Source organism: Altererythrobacter epoxidivorans, from assembly GCF_001281485.1.
GTDB classification, from domain to species: domain Bacteria; phylum Pseudomonadota; class Alphaproteobacteria; order Sphingomonadales; family Sphingomonadaceae; genus Erythrobacter; species Erythrobacter epoxidivorans.
This window is the reverse complement of the sequence record NZ_CP012669.1, coordinates 2,317,968-2,332,450: the sequence shown is the minus strand read 5'-3', so window position 1 is coordinate 2,332,450 and position 14,483 is coordinate 2,317,968. Positions and strand designations below refer to the sequence as shown.

Sequence of the window (14,483 nt, the reverse complement as noted above, 5' to 3'; positions counted from 1 at the left end):
TTTTTCATTGGACGTGCTAGATCGGCGTCGCGCCGCTTCCACGTCCTCCGCGCAACCAGTATTCCTGCGTCCCGCGGTGGAGCACGTCGTCGACGTCGATCACTGCCGAATTGGCATATGTGAAGCTCGGACCAAGGCTGCGGTACAGGCGATCGAAGTCGCGCTCGACCGTCTGGCGGTAAAGGTCTTCGAAGCTTTCGATGACGAAATAGGTCGGCTGAAGATCGTCGATCACGTAATCCGTGCGCATGACCCGGTCGACGTTCAGCATGATGCGGTTGGGGCTGTCTGCTTCCACCGAAAAAACAGCCTCTGTCGGTCCGGACAGGATGCCTGCGCCATAGGCCCTGATATCGCCCGGCGCTTCCTCGATCAGGCCGAATTCGACCGTGTACCAGTATAGCGCTCCAAGGGCCTTTAGATGGTTGTAGCGCATGGCTTTCCAGCCGGCGCGGCCATACTCCTGCATGTAATCGGCATAGACCGGGTCGGTCAGCATCGGCACGTGGCCGAAGACGTCGTGAAAGACATCCGGCTCCTGGATGTAATCGAAAGTCTCGCGTGTCCGAATGAAATTGCCGGCAGGAAAACGGCGGTTGGCAAGGTGCCAGAAGAACACGTGATCGGGGATTAGCATCGGTACCGGGACGACGCTCCATCCGGTGAGCGCGCCGAGATCCTCGCTGAGCTTGCGGAATTCGGGCACGCCGCCGCGGTTGAGATTGAGTTTCTGTAATCCGGCCATGAACGCGCTTGCCGCCCGTCCGGGGAGCACTTCCATCTGCCGCGCAAAGAGGTCGTTCCAGATCGCATCATCATCTGAAGTGTATTCGGTCTGCTTCGGCTCCAGCCAGTCGTCACCGACATGCGCGGGTTTTTTCAGCGGCGCGGTGAAGACATCGGCCGGCAATTCGGGCAGGATCGAAAAGTCCTGCTGTTGTTCTGCGATCGTAGCCATAGTTTCAATTGCAACCATATCATGCCCGTCGGGCACTGACAATTCGGGAGATGATCTTGGAACCTATCAAGCGCAAGCAATATGAAGATCTTCTCGATCCGCTCGAACTGGAACTGGTTGGCATGGCCCGCTGGGCAAAGGCGACCGGTGCGCGGATCCTTGTACTGTTCGAAGGGCGCGATACTGCTGGCAAGGGCGGTGCGATCAGGGCGGTCAGCGAACGGCTCAATCCCCGCCAGTGCCGGATCGTAGCGCTTTCAAAACCGTCCGAAGATGAAAGCACGCAGTGGTATTTCCAGCGTTATGTAGCGCACCTTCCGAGCGCTGGAGAAATCGTCCTGTTCGATCGCAGCTGGTACAACAGGGCGGGCGTCGAACGGGTGATGGGATTTACCGACGAGGCGCAGGTCGATGCCTTCCTGAAACAGGCGCCCGTGTTCGAGAAGCAGCTGGTTGATGACGGTATTTTGCTTTTCAAATACTGGCTGACTACCGATCAGTCCCTGCAGGAAGAGCGGCTGGCGGAACGGCTCGACGATCCGCTCAAGCGCTGGAAACTGTCACCGATCGACCTTGCCGCGCGGGAAAAGTACCAGGCCTATACCGATGCGCGCGAGGCGATGCTGGCTGCGACCCATACCGAATGGGCACCGTGGACGCTCGTCGATTTCAACGACCAGAAACGGGGGCGACTGACCCTGATCCGCGACTTGCTTGACCGGCTGCCGGACACCCAGGTCGAGCCCGCGCCGATCGACTTTCCGGCTCTTGGACAAGAGCTGCTGAAAGAGACCTACGGGGTACTGAAACCGATCGAGAGCTATCCGGTCGAACCCGACTAGACGGTCGCGCTTGCCTTGACGACCTGGCGCCCGTCGCTGGCGAAGGTGCCGAGCTCGAACCCGTCGTCGCTCGGCCGCATCGCGATGTGCAGCACTTCATCCGCAATGGCGGGGCTGACAGCCCGGAAGGCGAAGCTCTTCAAAGCATTTTCGCCCAGTTCACCCGCTGCCATCTGCAACAGCAGCGATGACATGAGCGGTCCGTGGACGACCAGCCCGCGATAGCGTTCGATATCGCGGGCATAGGGCGCATCGTAGTGGATGCGGTGGGTGTTGAAGGTCAGCGCCGAGAAGCGGAACAACAGGCGCGGGTCGGGCGTGACAGTGCGGTGCGATTGCCATTGCGCAGGATCGAAACCCCCATCACCGGGTGAAGGCGGGCTCAGTGGAGCGTCGGGCGCCATGGCGTCCCGATAGACCAGCGTCTGGACCTCACGCACTGCAGGCGTGCCATCGGCAACGGTCAGGTGCTCGACATCGACAAAGCCGAGCCTGCCGGTGCTGCCATCCTTTTCCGCCACCGAAGCGATCCGGCTGGTCCGCGAAATGGCAGCGCCGATCTCTATCGGTGCAAGAAACTCGATCTTGCTTGCCGCCCACATCCTGCGTGGCAGGGGTATGGGCGGGAAGAAGCTCTTATCGTCGGCGCTGCGGGCGGGATGCCCGTCTTCGCCAAGCGCCGCCTGCGGCGCTTCGGGAGTGCAGAGACAGAAATGGATGCCCTGCGGCATCGCGCCGCTGTCGCGCTGTTCGAGATCGAAGGTTGCGAGCCAGCGCTGCGCCAGCGAAGGGGGGAGCGTATCGGTCTGGACTTGCTCGCGCCCCAGCCAGGCGTCCCATTCGCCCATCAGGCAGCCCGTTCGAAGATCGCAGCGATGCCCTGACCGCCGCCGATGCACATGGTCTCGAGCCCGAACTTCGCTTCCCGCCGGTGCATTTCCGCGGCCATGTCGGCGAGGATGCGTCCGCCGGTCGCGCCGATGGGATGGCCCAGTGAAATGCCCGAACCGTTCACGTTGAGCATGTCCATCCGGCTGTCGTCCTTCGACCAGCCCCAACCCTTCAACACGGCGAGGACTTGGGGGGCGAAGGCTTCGTTCAATTCGACCAGGCCGATATCGTCCCAGCTCATGCCGGTGCGGGCAAAGAGGCGCTCGACTGCCGGAACCGGGCCGATGCCCATTCGCGAAGGATCGCAGCCGGCAGCAGCCCAGCCATTGAACCAGAGGGTCGGCTCGAGGCCCATTTCCTCCAGCTTGTCCTCGGCAACGACGAGGCAGGCAGCAGCGGCATCGTTCTGCTGGCTGGCATTGCCCGCCGTCACGATGGCGCCGGGGTCGCGCTTGATATCGATCGCGCGCAAGGACCCGAGCGAATCGATGCTCGCATCGGCGCGATAACCTTCGTCGTGGTCGAACACGATCGGATCGCCGCGGCGCTGCGGGATCTCAACCGGCACCAGGTGATCGTCGAACTTGCCCTCGGCCCATGCCTTGGCCGCATTCTGGTGACTGCGAACTGCATAGGCATCGGCCTCTTCGCGGCTGATGCCGTAATCCTTGGCGAGGTTTTCGGCGGTTTCGATCATGCCGGTGATCACACCGAAGCGCTCGATCGGCTGGCTCATCAGGCGTCCGCGCGACAGGCGGTCGTGCAGCGTCATGTCGCCCATGCGCACGCCTTGCCTGAGGTCGGTGGTGTAATGCTCGACGTTCGACATGCTTTCGCAGCCACCCGCAACGACCACATCGGCCATGCCGGTTTCCACCATCATTGCAGCGGTTGCGACGGCCTGAACGCCAGAGCCGCAGCGGCGGTCGAGCTGGAAGCCGGGAACTTCGAGCGGGAGGCCGGCGGCGAGCCAGCTCCAGTGACCGATCGCAGGCGCTTCGCCATTGCCATAACCCTGGCTGAAAACGACGTCATCGACGCGTTCGGGATCGATCCCGCTGCGTTCGACCAGTGCCTTCAGGATCACCGCGCCCAGCTTACCCGCGTCGAGCGGGGCGAGCGTGCCGAGGAACTTGCCCACCGGCGTGCGAAGCGGGGATACGATTGCGGCGCGTCTCTTGCTCATCATCTGTCCTTGTCTGAAAGTGCGACCGTGCCTGCATCGACAAGCTTGCCGATGTGGCCGGACGACAGGCCGAGCTTTTCGCTCAGCACCTCTTCGCTGTGTTGTCCGAGATAGGGTGCGGGCGCAGGATCGCCCCGGTCCTGGCCGCCCAGATTGGCGAAGCTGCGGGTGGCCGGGTATTCGAAGCCCGAAGGGTTGGCGGGCGAAGGGCCGAACAGCGGGTTATCCGCCACCAGCACCGGATCGTTCGCCGCTTCGTGCATGGTGCGATAACGTTCGAAGGTGCAGCCCTGCTCGCTCATGCGGGCGGCAAGGACGTCGTAGTCATGCTGGCCCGCAGCCTGCTGGAACAGGTCGAACAGGCGGTGCCGGTTCTGGAACCGAGGGGTGTCGCCATCGGCGAAGCGGACGCCAAGCTCGCTTTCGAGCGCTGCAATCTCGGCTTCGATACCGAAGGCTGCGACCAATCCGTCCCATTGCTTGGGCGTCAGCGCTGCAACCATGAAGCGCTGGTTGTCGAGGCTGCGGAAGTCGCGGCCGAACGCACCCCAGATGGCATTGCCGAGCCGTTCGCGGTCGGACCCGCGGTAAAGCATTTCGGCAAGCGAACCGCTGTTGGCCATTGTGCCGATCGCCACGTCGCCCAACGGAATGCGGACCTCGCTGCCCTGGCCCGTCTTGTCACGGTGACGGAGCGCCGCCAGCAATGCGAAGGCACCATAGGCCCCGGTGATGAAATCCCATGCCGGCAGCACCTGGTTTACAGGAGGGGCCGTGGCCATGTCCCATTCTTCGGGTCCGCACATCAGCGGATAACCGCTCGCGGCATTGACGGTGAAGTCCATCGCCTGCCTGCCGTCGTGCCAGCCCATGATCCGCACGGATATCATGTCTTCGCGGCCATCGCTTAGTGCCGCATGGCTGAGGAAGCTCTTTTCAGGCAGGTTGGTGACGCACTGGCCGGTCTTGCGAGCAAGTTCGACGCACAGCTCGCGACCCTCTGCCGAACGCAGGTCGAGCGCGACCGATTTCTTGGCACGGTTGAGGTTTTCCCAACTCAGGCTGCGCCCTTCCTTCGTCAGCAGGTATCGGTCGTAATCCAGCCCGCCCGCCTTGTGATCGACGCGGATCACCTCGGCTCCCATCTGCGCGCAGTAGAGGCCGATCGTCGGCGAAGCGACGAAGCTGGAAACTTCGATCAGGCTGAGATCGTCGAGAAGCTGGTACACGCCGCCGCCCTCAGCCGTGTTCCGCCTTCCAGTCTCGCAACATGTGCTTGGCGATCTGCAGTTGCAGGATCTGCGTCGTGCCTTCGTAGATGCGATAGATGCGAGCATCGCGGAAGAAGCGTTCGGCCTCGTATTCGGCAAGATAACCGGCGCCGCCATAGACCTGGACCACGCGGTCGACCACGCGGCCGCACATTTCGGAGGCGAAGACCTTGAAGGCGGCTGCCTTGCGCAGGATGTTTTCCCCGCGATCGGCACGGGCGGTCACGTCAGCCATCATGCTTTCGGCTGCGTAGATTTCTGTCTCGCTCTCGGCCAGCATCTGCTGGATCAGCTGGAAGTTGGCGATCGGTTCGCCAAACGCCTTGCGCTCGTTGGCATAGCGGATCGCACTGTCGAGCGCGCGGCGGGCATAGCCGGTTGATGCAGCGCCGACAGAGATGCGGCCGTTGTCGAGGCTCTTCATCGCGAAGACGAAGCCGCGGCCCGTCTCTCCGCCCAGCAGGGCATCGCCCGGGACGTGCACGTCGTCGAGCATGATGTCCGAGATATGACTGCCCGCCTGCCCCATCTTGTGGTCGGGGCTGCCGGTCGAAACGCCGGGCGTATCCATCGGCACGATGAAGGCGCTGACATGCGCATTCTTGGGCAGGTTGTCCTTCTCCGTGCGCGCCATGATCAGGCCGACCGAGGCGTGCGGAGCATTGGTGATGTAGCGCTTCGTGCCGTTGAGGATCCAGCCATTGCCCGACGGGTCGGGCTTGGCAGTCGTCTGCATCGCGGCGCTGTCCGAACCGCTTCCCGGCTCGGTCAGGCCGAAGCAGGCGATCTCGCCCGCGGCGATACGCGGCCACCATTCGGCCTTCTGCGCATCGGTGCCGCCGTTCTTGATCGCCGAATTGAACATTCCGACATTGATCGAGAAGATCGAACGGTAGGCCGGCGCTGCGTAGGCCATGGTATAGACCGTGCGCGCATATTGTTCCGTGTTGAGCCCCGCGCCGCCAAACTCTTCAGGCACGGTCAGTCCGAACAGACCCATTTCCTTCATCTCTTCGATGATGTCGGCAGGAATGGCGTCATTCTCGATGACATCCTTTTCCGCCGGGATCAGCCGTTCGCGAACATAGCGTTCCAGCTGTTCGATGAACTGTTCGAAGGTTTCCGGGTCCATTCCGGTCTGGCTCATGGCGTCTCTCTCTCGGTCGTGTCAGGTCAGTTGTTCTTATTGGGTGCCGGTTTCCGTTCCGGTCGCCGGTGGCTGTTGAGCATTTTCGCCCTCAACCTCGGGAATTGCTTCGTCGGGGATACGCCGTTCTTCCAGCATTTCGGCTGCTTCGTCCAGCGCCCGCGCTTCACCCACCGTGACGCCGCCCGGCCCCGGATCATTGTCCGCCGGGCCGCAGGCCGACAGGGCGGTGGCGGCTGCGGCAAGCAGCAGGGTGGCGATGCGTCGATTCATGCCGTGCTCCATAACGCTTCTGCGAAAAAGGAAAAGCCGACGATTGAGCGCAGGCGAAGATCCCGAGCCAAACCGCCGGCTTTTTGCCTTCGGGGTATGCCGCGTGGGCGGCATACCGATTATTCAGTTGCCGCTGCGGCCTCGGCAGCTTCGGCAGCAGCCATAGCGTCGGCAGCGACGTCGGCAGCGGCTGCGGCAGCAGCTTCCGCCTCGTCGGTGGTGACATTAGTGCTGGTGTCATCCTCGACCGAGGCTGCGCTGTCCTCGACCGGACCTTCGGTCACCGGCTCGAGCGCTTCTTCGGCAGGCATTTCAACCGTTTCGGAGGTCATGTCTTCCGACACGTCATCCGAGTTGCCGCACGCAGCCAGAACCAGCGATCCGGCCGCGACCATGGCCAGGGCAGTGAACTTTTTCATCAATCCGTCTCCTGTTGAAGAATATCGACGCGGCGAAACGCCGCAGCGCCCGAATGTCTATCGGGCGGCTCGGGGTGCTGCAAGCGCGCGATTCTGATTGCGCGACGTCCGCTTTTCGATTAATATGATATCATAATTATATCGGAGAAAATATCATGAGCGACAAATCGAACGTGATGAACGTCAGCCGGGAGACCCCGGCATCGGCGCATAGCGGCTATGTCATGTTGCTGGTCCTGCTGGCCATTACGGTCATCGGAGTCTGGGCGATCATGGGCGGGTTGCCGCCTGTCGGCGCGTCTAAGTTCGAAAAGCTGGCCTTCATCGGCACTCTTATCGGTGCGGTCATGGCTTCGGTTTTCGTGATGGTCGGATTCTACATGGTGCAGCCGAACCAGGGCGCCGTGATCACGTTGTTCGGCGAATATCGCGGTACCGACAGGACAGAAGGTCTGCGCTGGGTCTGGCCATGGATGATCCGCAAGAAGATCTCCGCCCGCGTCCACAACGTCCATTCCGACAAGGTCAAGATCAACGACCTTCGCGGTAACCCGATCGAGATCGCCTGCAACGTCGTCTGGCGCGTGGCGGACACCGCCCAGGCGGTGTTCGACGTCGACGATTACAAGGAGTTCGTGAACATCCAGATCGAGGCCGGTCTTCGTACGGTCGGTGCGCGGCACCCCTATGACGACATGAGCGACGAGGATGAAACGACGCTGCGCGGCAGCGCCGACATCATCAACGCCGAATTGCAGGCCGAGCTCAACGAACGCCTGCGCACCGCCGGGATCGTGGTCGACGAAGCGGGCCTCACGCACCTCGCCTATGCACCTGAAATCGCCGGGGCGATGCTTCGCCGCCAGCAGGCTGATGCCGTGATCGCGGCGCGCCAGAAGGTCGTGCTGGGCGCGGTCGGAATGGTTGAGGATGCGCTGCGGAAACTCTCGCACGATGGCATTGTCGACCTCGATGAAGAGCGCAAGGCGGCAATGGTTTCCAACCTCATGGTGGTCCTGTGCGGCGACCGCGAGGCGCAACCGGTCGTCAACACCGGCACGCTCTACCAGTAAGCGAAGGGGCAGGAGGCAGCCATGGCTGCACCACCGAAGAAAGCTTTCGCACTCCGTCTCGACCCCGCAGTCCATGCGGCGGTCGAGCGGCTTGCTGCGGGTGAATTGCGCAGCGCGAACGCCGAAATCGAGGTCCTCCTGCGCGAGGCTCTGGCAGCGCGCGGCATCAAGGTCCCCATCTCGGGCAAGCCGAAGCGGGGGAGGCCGCCGAAGGAATGACACGCAAGGCTCCTGCTTGACGGCCCGTTAACCATTGCCCTGCTAGGGTTTGCGCATGACCCAGCATACTGCCCGCCGCACGCACCCAGGCCTCGGATGGCTCGGCGTGGCGACCGTCCTCTTCGCGGTTGCCTCGATCCCGCTTGCAGCCCTGATTGCGCAGCCGGTCCAGGCAAAGTTCGTGGTCCAGGAAACGGGGCGCGGCTTTGCCACGTTGCAGGACGCGGTCCGCGCCATCGGCGCCGGCCAGGGCACGATCACCATCGCACCGGGACGTTACCGTGAATGCGCTGTCCAGGAAGGCGGGATCGTGACCTATCGTGCGCAGGAGCAGGGTCAGGCAGTTTTCGAGAACACCGCCTGCGAGGGCAAGGCGGCGCTGGTCCTGAGAGGCCGCAAGGCTTCGGTCGACGGGCTCGTATTCCGGGGGATTGCGGTCGGTGACGGAAACGGCGCCGGCATCCGGCTGGAGCAGGGCGACCTCCATGTCCGCCAGAGCTGGTTCGCCGACAGCCAACAGGGCATCCTGACAGGCGACGATCCGGGCGCAGCCATCGTCATCGACAAATCGACCTTCACCGGGCTTGGTACCTGCGAGAATTCGGCCGGCTGCGCTCATTCTATCTACATCGGCAATTATGGCCTGTTGCGCGTGACCCGCAGCCGTTTCGAACGCGGCACCGGCGGGCACTATCTCAAGTCTCGTGCGGCGAGAGCCGAAATCATCGGCAATAGTTTCGACGACGCGAATGGCCGCGCCACGAATTACATGATCGACCTGCCCGCTGGCGCCATCGGCAAGATCGAGGGCAATCTGTTCGTGCAGGGCCGCGACAAGGAGAACTACTCCGCCTTCATCGCGGTCGGCGCAGAAGACCTGCTCCACGATGCAGACGGTCTGCAGATCACGCACAATACGGCGCGTTTCGTGCCGGGACTCAAGCGATCATCGGTGTTCGTAGCCGACTGGACCGGACACGGGATCGCCATCCGTGAGAATGAAATCGAAAGCGGCATCGCCCCTTTCGAAGCGCGCTGATACCTATCCGAAAGCCGGGGCGTAGCTGACAACGCCAGAGGGAAGATCGCCTTCCAGCACCAGGCACTGGAAATATTCCGCTGGCGGCCCCGGATAGGCGAGCTGCGGTTCATGCCTGAAGCCGAAGCGCCCGTAATATTCCGGATCGCCCAGCAGCACGATGCCCTTTGCCCCCAAAGCGCGTATGTCCGCGATACCCCGCTGGACCAGCCGGAAACCGATGCCCTGTCCATGAAGTTCGGGCGTCACGCTTACCGGCCCGAGCCCGTACCAGTCGCCGGTGCCGTCGCTGATCGTGACGGGTGAAAAGGCGATATGGCCAACGATGTGCCCGCCGTTTTCCGCCACCAGCGATAGCGTGAGATCGCCTGCATCGCGCAGCTTGCCGACCAGTCCGGCTTCGCTTCCATCAGAGAATGGCATGTCGCGAAATGCAGCCTTGGTAACATCGAAGATTGCCGCGTGATCCTGCGTGGCTTCGGGGCGGAGCGAGACGGCGGTCATTCCAGCAAGTGGCCCGATTTGTCGCGCTTGGTTGCGAGGTAGCGGGCGTTGTGCGGATTGTCGGGCAGCTGGTGCGGCACCCGTTCATTCACCGTCATGCCCGCTGCCTCGAGCGCTGCGACCTTGCGCGGATTATTCGTCATCAGGCGGATCGAGCGGACCCCGAGCAGGTCGAGCATTCGCGCGGCGGTGGCGAAATCCCGGGCCTCGTCCGGCAGGCCCAGCCGTTCGTTCGCCTCGACCGTGTCGAAGCCCTGATCCTGCAGGCGATAGGCGCGCAGCTTGTTGACGAGGCCGATGCCGCGCCCTTCCTGCCGCATGTAAAGGAGAACGCCCCAACTGCCCCGGCTCGCCTCGTCGGCCATCGCCGCCAGTGCTGCATCAAGCTGCGGCCCGCAATCGCATTTGAGGCTGCCGAGTATATCGCCGGTAAGGCACTCTGAGTGGAGCCGCACCAGCGGCGCGACATCGCCCGTCTGCCTGCCAATCACCAGCGCGACGTGTTCTCGCATGTCGTCGGCGCTGCGGAAGGCGACGATTTCGGCTGTCTCGCTCGCTGCGACCGGAAGCCGTGCGCGCGTCGCAATCGTCAGGTTGGCCGTGTCGGCCCATTCCGCAAGATCACCGGTTTCGATCGCCTGCGCTTCTCCGGCAGAAGCGGGATCGACCATGAAAGCGGGAAGGATGCCTGCAATCCGCGCCAGCTCCATTGCCGCTCTCGCTTCCCCTGCCCATTCGATCGCTTCGGCCTTGAACGGCCCTTTGAGCGGATTGGCGAGATCGAGCGCAGGATCGGCAATCGGGCGCGCGGATGCGAGGTCGAAGGCTTCCCCGCCCCGGATCAGGACCGGCGCATGCGGCTCTGCCGCTTCGCGCTGGTTGGCCAGTTTCAGCGTGGCTGCGCGCGCCGCCGATATCAGCATCCTGTCCGAAGTTGCCGCCTTTGCGATCGCGGTTTCGACCGGCAGCAGGACCGGGCCGCCTGCAAATGCGATCGGCCAGCCGTGCCGCAGGGCATCGACCGCCTGCGCGACGCGGCGCGAGGGCGTGGGTCGAGGCGCGGCCTCGTTCAGAGACTGAACTCCGTAAACAGCGGGATATGGTCGCTCGGTTTTTCCCAGTCGCGCGCATCTTCGCGCAGCCAGTGCCGTCCTGCCTGTTTGGCAAGCTCGGGACTGGCCCACATGTGGTCTAGCCGGCGTCCGCGATCATTGGCCTTCCAGTCCTTGGCGCGGTAACTCCACCAGCTGAAATAGCGTTCGGGATCGCGGATGTGCTCGCGCCCGATGTCGGTCCAGCCGTGGGCATCCTTGAAGCGTTGCAGCGTCTCGACCTCGAGCGGCGTGTGGCTCACCACCTTCAACAACTGCTTGTGGTTCCAGACATCGCTTTCGAGCGGCGCAATGTTGAAATCGCCGACGATCAGCGTCGGGCGATCGACCTTGTCGGCCCAGCGCGTCATGCGTTCGAGGAAGTCGAGCTTCTGCCCGAACTTCACATTGATCGTGCGGTCGGGCTCGTCGCCGCCTGCGGGAATATAGACGTTCTCGATCACCATGCCCTGGTGCGCCGGATCGGTCAGTTCGACCCCGACATGACGCGCCTCGCCATTGTCCTGCCAGTCGTGGCGCGAGAATTCCTTCATCGGCAGCCGGCTGACCGTCGCGACGCCGTGATAACCCTTCTGCCCGTGGATCGCCTGGTAGGTATAGCCGAGATCGGCCAGCGCCTGGGCCGGGAACTGATGCTCCTGGCATTTGATCTCCTGCAGGCAAAGCACGTCCGGGGCTTCCTCCTGCAAGAGGCGCTCTACGATCGGCAAGCGCAGGCGGACCGAGTTGATATTCCATGTAGCGACTGAAACCATGGGCGCAGCACTTAAGGCCCGCCAGCTTGCGGGTCCAGTCCGCAGCTTTCTCTTTCCCGTAACGAACGAAAGCGATAGCGCGGCGCAGAGAAGGAGATTCCACGATGGCCAAGAACACCGCAGCCTTTGCCCTGACCGGCGCAATCGCCATGGCACTCGCCGCCTGTACGCCCGCTACCTCGCAAGGATCGGTCGAATCGGCGCCGGTTGTCGCAGCGACCGAACCGACGACGGCGAAGAAGGTGATCCTGTTCATCGGCGACGGCATGGGCATTTCGACCATCACCGCCGCGCGCATCTACGCAGGGCAGAAATTGGGGCAGAGCGGCGAGGAATATGTCCAGTCGTTCGAGAAGTTCGATAATGTCGCACTCGTCAAAACCTACAATTCCAACGCACAAACTCCCGATAGCGCCGGCACGGCATCGGCCATGAACACCGGGGTGAAGACGAAGATCGGTGTGCTCGGGATCGGGCCAGAGGCACCGCATGGCGATTGTGCCGGGTCCCTTCCGCACCGTCTGGAAACCCTTGGCGAAAAGGCCAAGCGCGAGGGGCTGGCGCTGGGGATCGTGAGCACGGCGCGCATCACCCACGCGACCCCGGCGGCGGTCTATGCCCATATTCCGAATCGCGACTGGGAAGCCGATGCGGCGATCCCCGCGGACCAGCGCGGCCTCGGCTGCGAGGATATCGCGACGCAGCTCATCGGCACCGATTTCGACGTCGCGCTCGGCGGCGGCCGTGCGGCATTCTATGGCAAGGACAAAGGTGGGCGCAGGCTCGAGGACGATGCCGATCTGCCGGCAGCCTGGGTGCAGCTGACTGGCGGCACCTATGTCGAAGATCAGGCGGCGCTTGCGGCAGCCCCGCTAGACAAGCCTGTCTTCGGCGTGTTCTCGCCCAGCCACATGACCTACATGGTCGATCGCAAGGCCGACAGCAGCGAACCGACCCTGACCGATATGACCGCAGAGGCGATCAAGCGGCTCGATAGCGATCCCGATGGCTATTACCTGATGGTTGAAAGCGGGCGGATCGATCACGGCCACCACGAATCGAAGGCTGGATATGCCCTGGAAGAGGCGGTCGAATTCGACCGGGCCATCCGTTACGCGATCGAGCATACGGATCCGGAAGAGACACTGATCCTCGTCACGGCGGACCATAGCCACGTCTTCACAATGGCCGGGTACCCGAAACGCGGCAATCCGATCCTCGGCCTGGTCTATCCGCCTGAAGGGGGCGACGAGGACCACGGCGCGGGCGGCGATGGCCCCTCGCTGGCTGCGGATGGAAAACCCTACAGCACGCTTGGCTATGCCAACGGACCCGGCGCGGTTCGGGGCGATCGCGGTATCCCGGACACAGGCGTCCGCGCGCAGCAGCAGTCGCTGGTGCCGATGGGCTCGGAAACGCATGGCGGCGAAGACGTCGCGCTGTTTGGCACAGGTCCCGGGTCGCAGCGCGTGCGCGGCGTGATCGAGCAGAACGTGATCTACGACATCATTGCCAAGGCGCTGGGCTGGAAGCGTTAGGCGGGCAAAGGAAAACCCTCGCGCCGGGGGCATTGGCACGAGGGTTCCTTTGAGCGTTCGTCACGCTTGGCAAGGCGGTCTTTTGGAAGATCGGGCAACAGGGGGGAAACCCGTCTTCGACCGCCTTGATTTACAATCTACCCGTCAGTGGCTTTCCCGTAAATGAATAAGCCGCCGCAAGTTGTCGCATTCATACAACCAATCGACGCTAGTCCGTTCAGCTGGGGCGACGAGACGAGCGGCGCGGATCGTCGAACTTGAACGCGCTGTCAGCAACGCTGACGCCGTAGCGGTGATTCCGCAGGCGCACCGTAGTGCGGTGGTTCTGAGAATCGAGCGCGACCCAGTTGGTCAGCTGCAATCCGCCCGGAGCCGCAGAGTTGCGGATGAAGATCATCGTGATCACGCCGAATTCGGGACGCTTCGGATCGCGAACCTCGACGCTGACGACGTCGGGATTGCTGGTCGGGACCAGCTTGCCATATTGCTTCACGTCGCGGCTGGGATCGAGCAATGCGCCTAGCGGCGAACGCTTGATCGGCCAGCGCTGGACCTGGTTCACCTCGTAATCGATCAGGTAGAGCGAGCTGCCGTTCGACACGACCAGCATCGGCACGCCTTTTTCATATTCGAAGCGAATCTTGCCCGGACGCTTGAGCGTCATCACCCCACCGACCGTCTGGCCTTGCCTGTCGGTCTGGGTGAAGTCCGCCTTCATCGTCGAAATACCGCGCAATGCGGTAACGGCACGATCAAGATCGCCTTGCGCTGCCTCGGCAGAGGTCGCGGGCAGGGCGATCATTGCTGCGGGAAGCCCAATGGCAAGCGCGCCGGCAATCGCGGCGCGCAAGGGGCGTTTGGTGAGGGATGTGAAGATGTTCATGCTCCTGCCTTTAGCTACAGGGCATTGAACCATGAGTGAACCCGGGAAGTTCCCGCGGTTCAGCTTACTTGATCTTCGCTTCCTTGAATTCGACGTGCTTCTTCGCGACGGGGTCGTACTTGCGGAAGCTCATCTTCTCGGTGATGTTCCGCGGGTTCTTCTTCGTCACGTAGTAGAAACCCGTGTCGGCGGTCGAGACGAGCTTGATCTTGACGGTTGCGGGCTTCGCCATGGCGTATTCCTAAAGATCTGTGGGGCCGCCCCGTTTTGCAGGGACCGGGCCGAAAAAATAAGGGCGGCGCGCAGCGCACCGCCTGTCCGGCGCGCCCATTGGGTGATTCACGGGGAAAAGTCAAGCATCGGCGTCACCCGA

At 62.8% G+C, this 14,483-nt stretch carries 17 protein-coding genes; 5 read left to right on the top strand and 12 right to left on the bottom strand.

The genetic code is table 11. The features are described 5' to 3' along the window. Positions 1 to 16: 16 nt before the first annotated feature. Positions 17 to 958, bottom strand: coding sequence for a phenylalanine 4-monooxygenase (gene phhA, locus AMC99_RS11525; protein WP_061926697.1), 942 nt, complete (start codon positions 956 to 958; stop codon positions 17 to 19). Between the two features lie 56 nt (positions 959 to 1,014). On the opposite strand from phhA, the gene ppk2 reads away from it, so the two are divergent. Then, complete coding sequence (gene ppk2, locus AMC99_RS11520) at positions 1,015 to 1,800, top strand: polyphosphate kinase 2 (protein WP_420805549.1); 786 nt, start codon at positions 1,015 to 1,017, stop codon at positions 1,798 to 1,800. Here the strand turns inward: ppk2 and AMC99_RS11515 are convergent. The 6 genes from AMC99_RS11515 to AMC99_RS11490 form a co-directional block, all read right to left on the bottom strand. Then, positions 1,797 to 2,648, bottom strand: coding sequence for an HTD2 family dehydratase (locus AMC99_RS11515; protein ID WP_061926693.1), 852 nt, complete (start codon positions 2,646 to 2,648; stop codon positions 1,797 to 1,799). The genes ppk2 and AMC99_RS11515 overlap by 4 nt on opposite strands. After that, a complete protein-coding gene (locus AMC99_RS11510; protein ID WP_061926691.1) occupies positions 2,648 to 3,877 on the bottom strand; it encodes an acetyl-CoA C-acetyltransferase in 1,230 nt (409 codons plus the stop codon). Before AMC99_RS11510 ends, AMC99_RS11515 begins: the two co-directional genes overlap by 1 nt. Beyond that, positions 3,877 to 5,106 carry a CoA transferase gene (locus AMC99_RS11505; RefSeq protein WP_061926689.1) on the bottom strand — a complete coding sequence of 410 codons (1,230 nt, stop codon included), beginning with the start codon at positions 5,104 to 5,106 and terminating at the stop codon, positions 3,877 to 3,879. The genes AMC99_RS11510 and AMC99_RS11505 overlap by 1 nt, the downstream gene beginning before the upstream one ends. A gap of 10 nt (positions 5,107 to 5,116) precedes the next feature. After that, positions 5,117 to 6,295, bottom strand: a complete 1,179-nt coding sequence (locus tag AMC99_RS11500) for an acyl-CoA dehydrogenase family protein (protein ID WP_061926687.1) — start codon at positions 6,293 to 6,295, stop codon at positions 5,117 to 5,119. Positions 6,296 to 6,331: 36 nt separating this feature from the next. Beyond that, entirely contained in the window at positions 6,332 to 6,568 is a 237-nt protein-coding gene (locus AMC99_RS11495; protein WP_061927970.1) for a hypothetical protein, read from the bottom strand. 119 nt (positions 6,569 to 6,687) lie between these two features. Beyond that, positions 6,688 to 6,987, bottom strand: coding sequence for a hypothetical protein (locus AMC99_RS11490; protein WP_061926685.1), 300 nt, complete (start codon positions 6,985 to 6,987; stop codon positions 6,688 to 6,690). Positions 6,988 to 7,142: 155 nt separating this feature from the next. On the opposite strand from AMC99_RS11490, the gene AMC99_RS11485 reads away from it, so the two are divergent. From AMC99_RS11485 to AMC99_RS11475, 3 genes are read left to right on the top strand one after another with little or no spacing between them, the layout of a single operon-like run. Beyond that, positions 7,143 to 8,060 (top strand): SPFH domain-containing protein, encoded by a 918-nt coding sequence (locus tag AMC99_RS11485; protein ID WP_061926683.1) that lies wholly within the window; start codon positions 7,143 to 7,145, stop codon positions 8,058 to 8,060. Between the two features lie 21 nt (positions 8,061 to 8,081). After that, complete coding sequence (locus AMC99_RS11480) at positions 8,082 to 8,279, top strand: type II toxin-antitoxin system antitoxin (RefSeq protein ID WP_061926681.1); 198 nt, start codon at positions 8,082 to 8,084, stop codon at positions 8,277 to 8,279. Positions 8,280 to 8,334: 55 nt separating this feature from the next. Further along, positions 8,335 to 9,318: a right-handed parallel beta-helix repeat-containing protein gene (locus AMC99_RS11475; protein ID WP_061926679.1), complete on the top strand. Its 984-nt coding sequence runs from the start codon at positions 8,335 to 8,337 to the stop codon at positions 9,316 to 9,318. Positions 9,319 to 9,321: 3 nt separating this feature from the next. On the opposite strand, the gene AMC99_RS11470 is transcribed toward AMC99_RS11475, so the two are convergent. The 3 genes from AMC99_RS11470 to AMC99_RS11460 are packed head-to-tail and all read right to left on the bottom strand — an operon-like array spanning position 9,322 to position 11,689. Continuing rightward, positions 9,322 to 9,822, bottom strand: coding sequence for a GNAT family N-acetyltransferase (locus AMC99_RS11470; RefSeq protein ID WP_061926678.1), 501 nt, complete (start codon positions 9,820 to 9,822; stop codon positions 9,322 to 9,324). Continuing rightward, a complete protein-coding gene (ribA, locus tag AMC99_RS11465) occupies positions 9,819 to 10,943 on the bottom strand; it encodes a GTP cyclohydrolase II (RefSeq protein WP_083440237.1) in 1,125 nt (374 codons plus the stop codon). Before ribA ends, AMC99_RS11470 begins: the two co-directional genes overlap by 4 nt. Then, entirely contained in the window at positions 10,892 to 11,689 is a 798-nt protein-coding gene (locus AMC99_RS11460; RefSeq protein WP_061926676.1) for an exodeoxyribonuclease III, read from the bottom strand. The genes ribA and AMC99_RS11460 overlap by 52 nt, the downstream gene beginning before the upstream one ends. Positions 11,690 to 11,793: 104 nt before the next feature. On the opposite strand from AMC99_RS11460, the gene AMC99_RS11455 reads away from it, so the two are divergent. After that, the gene (locus AMC99_RS11455) at positions 11,794 to 13,227 is read left to right on the top strand and encodes an alkaline phosphatase (protein ID WP_061926674.1); all 1,434 of its coding nucleotides are present in this window, start codon (positions 11,794 to 11,796) and stop codon (positions 13,225 to 13,227) included. A 217-nt stretch (positions 13,228 to 13,444) separates the two neighbouring features. On the opposite strand, the gene AMC99_RS11450 is transcribed toward AMC99_RS11455, so the two are convergent. Beyond that, positions 13,445 to 14,110, bottom strand: a complete 666-nt coding sequence (locus tag AMC99_RS11450) for a LolA family protein (RefSeq protein WP_061926672.1) — start codon at positions 14,108 to 14,110, stop codon at positions 13,445 to 13,447. A gap of 64 nt (positions 14,111 to 14,174) precedes the next feature. Beyond that, the gene (gene rpmG, locus AMC99_RS11445) at positions 14,175 to 14,342 is read right to left on the bottom strand and encodes a 50S ribosomal protein L33 (RefSeq protein ID WP_061926670.1); all 168 of its coding nucleotides are present in this window, start codon (positions 14,340 to 14,342) and stop codon (positions 14,175 to 14,177) included. Between the last annotated feature and the right edge of the window lie 141 nt (positions 14,343 to 14,483).

Excerpts from the sequence above, each read along its gene's own strand:
- AMC99_RS11450 (WP_061926672.1), bottom strand. The coding sequence starts at position 14,110 with ATGAACATCTTCACATCCCTCACCAAACGCCCCTTGCGCGCCGCGATT.
- AMC99_RS11475 (WP_061926679.1), top strand. The coding sequence starts at position 8,335 with ATGACCCAGCATACTGCCCGCCGCACGCACCCAGGCCTCGGATGGCTC.
- rpmG (WP_061926670.1), bottom strand. The coding sequence starts at position 14,342 with ATGGCGAAGCCCGCAACCGTCAAGATCAAGCTCGTCTCGACCGCCGAC.
- AMC99_RS11515 (WP_061926693.1), bottom strand. The coding sequence starts at position 2,648 with ATGGGCGAATGGGACGCCTGGCTGGGGCGCGAGCAAGTCCAGACCGAT.
- AMC99_RS11480 (WP_061926681.1), top strand. The coding sequence starts at position 8,082 with ATGGCTGCACCACCGAAGAAAGCTTTCGCACTCCGTCTCGACCCCGCA.
- AMC99_RS11460 (WP_061926676.1), bottom strand. The coding sequence starts at position 11,689 with ATGGTTTCAGTCGCTACATGGAATATCAACTCGGTCCGCCTGCGCTTG.
- AMC99_RS11470 (WP_061926678.1), bottom strand. The coding sequence starts at position 9,822 with ATGACCGCCGTCTCGCTCCGCCCCGAAGCCACGCAGGATCACGCGGCA.
- AMC99_RS11490 (WP_061926685.1), bottom strand. The coding sequence starts at position 6,987 with ATGAAAAAGTTCACTGCCCTGGCCATGGTCGCGGCCGGATCGCTGGTT.
- AMC99_RS11495 (WP_061927970.1), bottom strand. The coding sequence starts at position 6,568 with ATGAATCGACGCATCGCCACCCTGCTGCTTGCCGCAGCCGCCACCGCC.
- AMC99_RS11510 (WP_061926691.1), bottom strand. The coding sequence starts at position 3,877 with ATGAGCAAGAGACGCGCCGCAATCGTATCCCCGCTTCGCACGCCGGTG.
- AMC99_RS11455 (WP_061926674.1), top strand. The coding sequence starts at position 11,794 with ATGGCCAAGAACACCGCAGCCTTTGCCCTGACCGGCGCAATCGCCATG.
- phhA (WP_061926697.1), bottom strand. The coding sequence starts at position 958 with ATGGCTACGATCGCAGAACAACAGCAGGACTTTTCGATCCTGCCCGAA.
- AMC99_RS11485 (WP_061926683.1), top strand. The coding sequence starts at position 7,143 with ATGAGCGACAAATCGAACGTGATGAACGTCAGCCGGGAGACCCCGGCA.
- AMC99_RS11500 (WP_061926687.1), bottom strand. The coding sequence starts at position 6,295 with ATGAGCCAGACCGGAATGGACCCGGAAACCTTCGAACAGTTCATCGAA.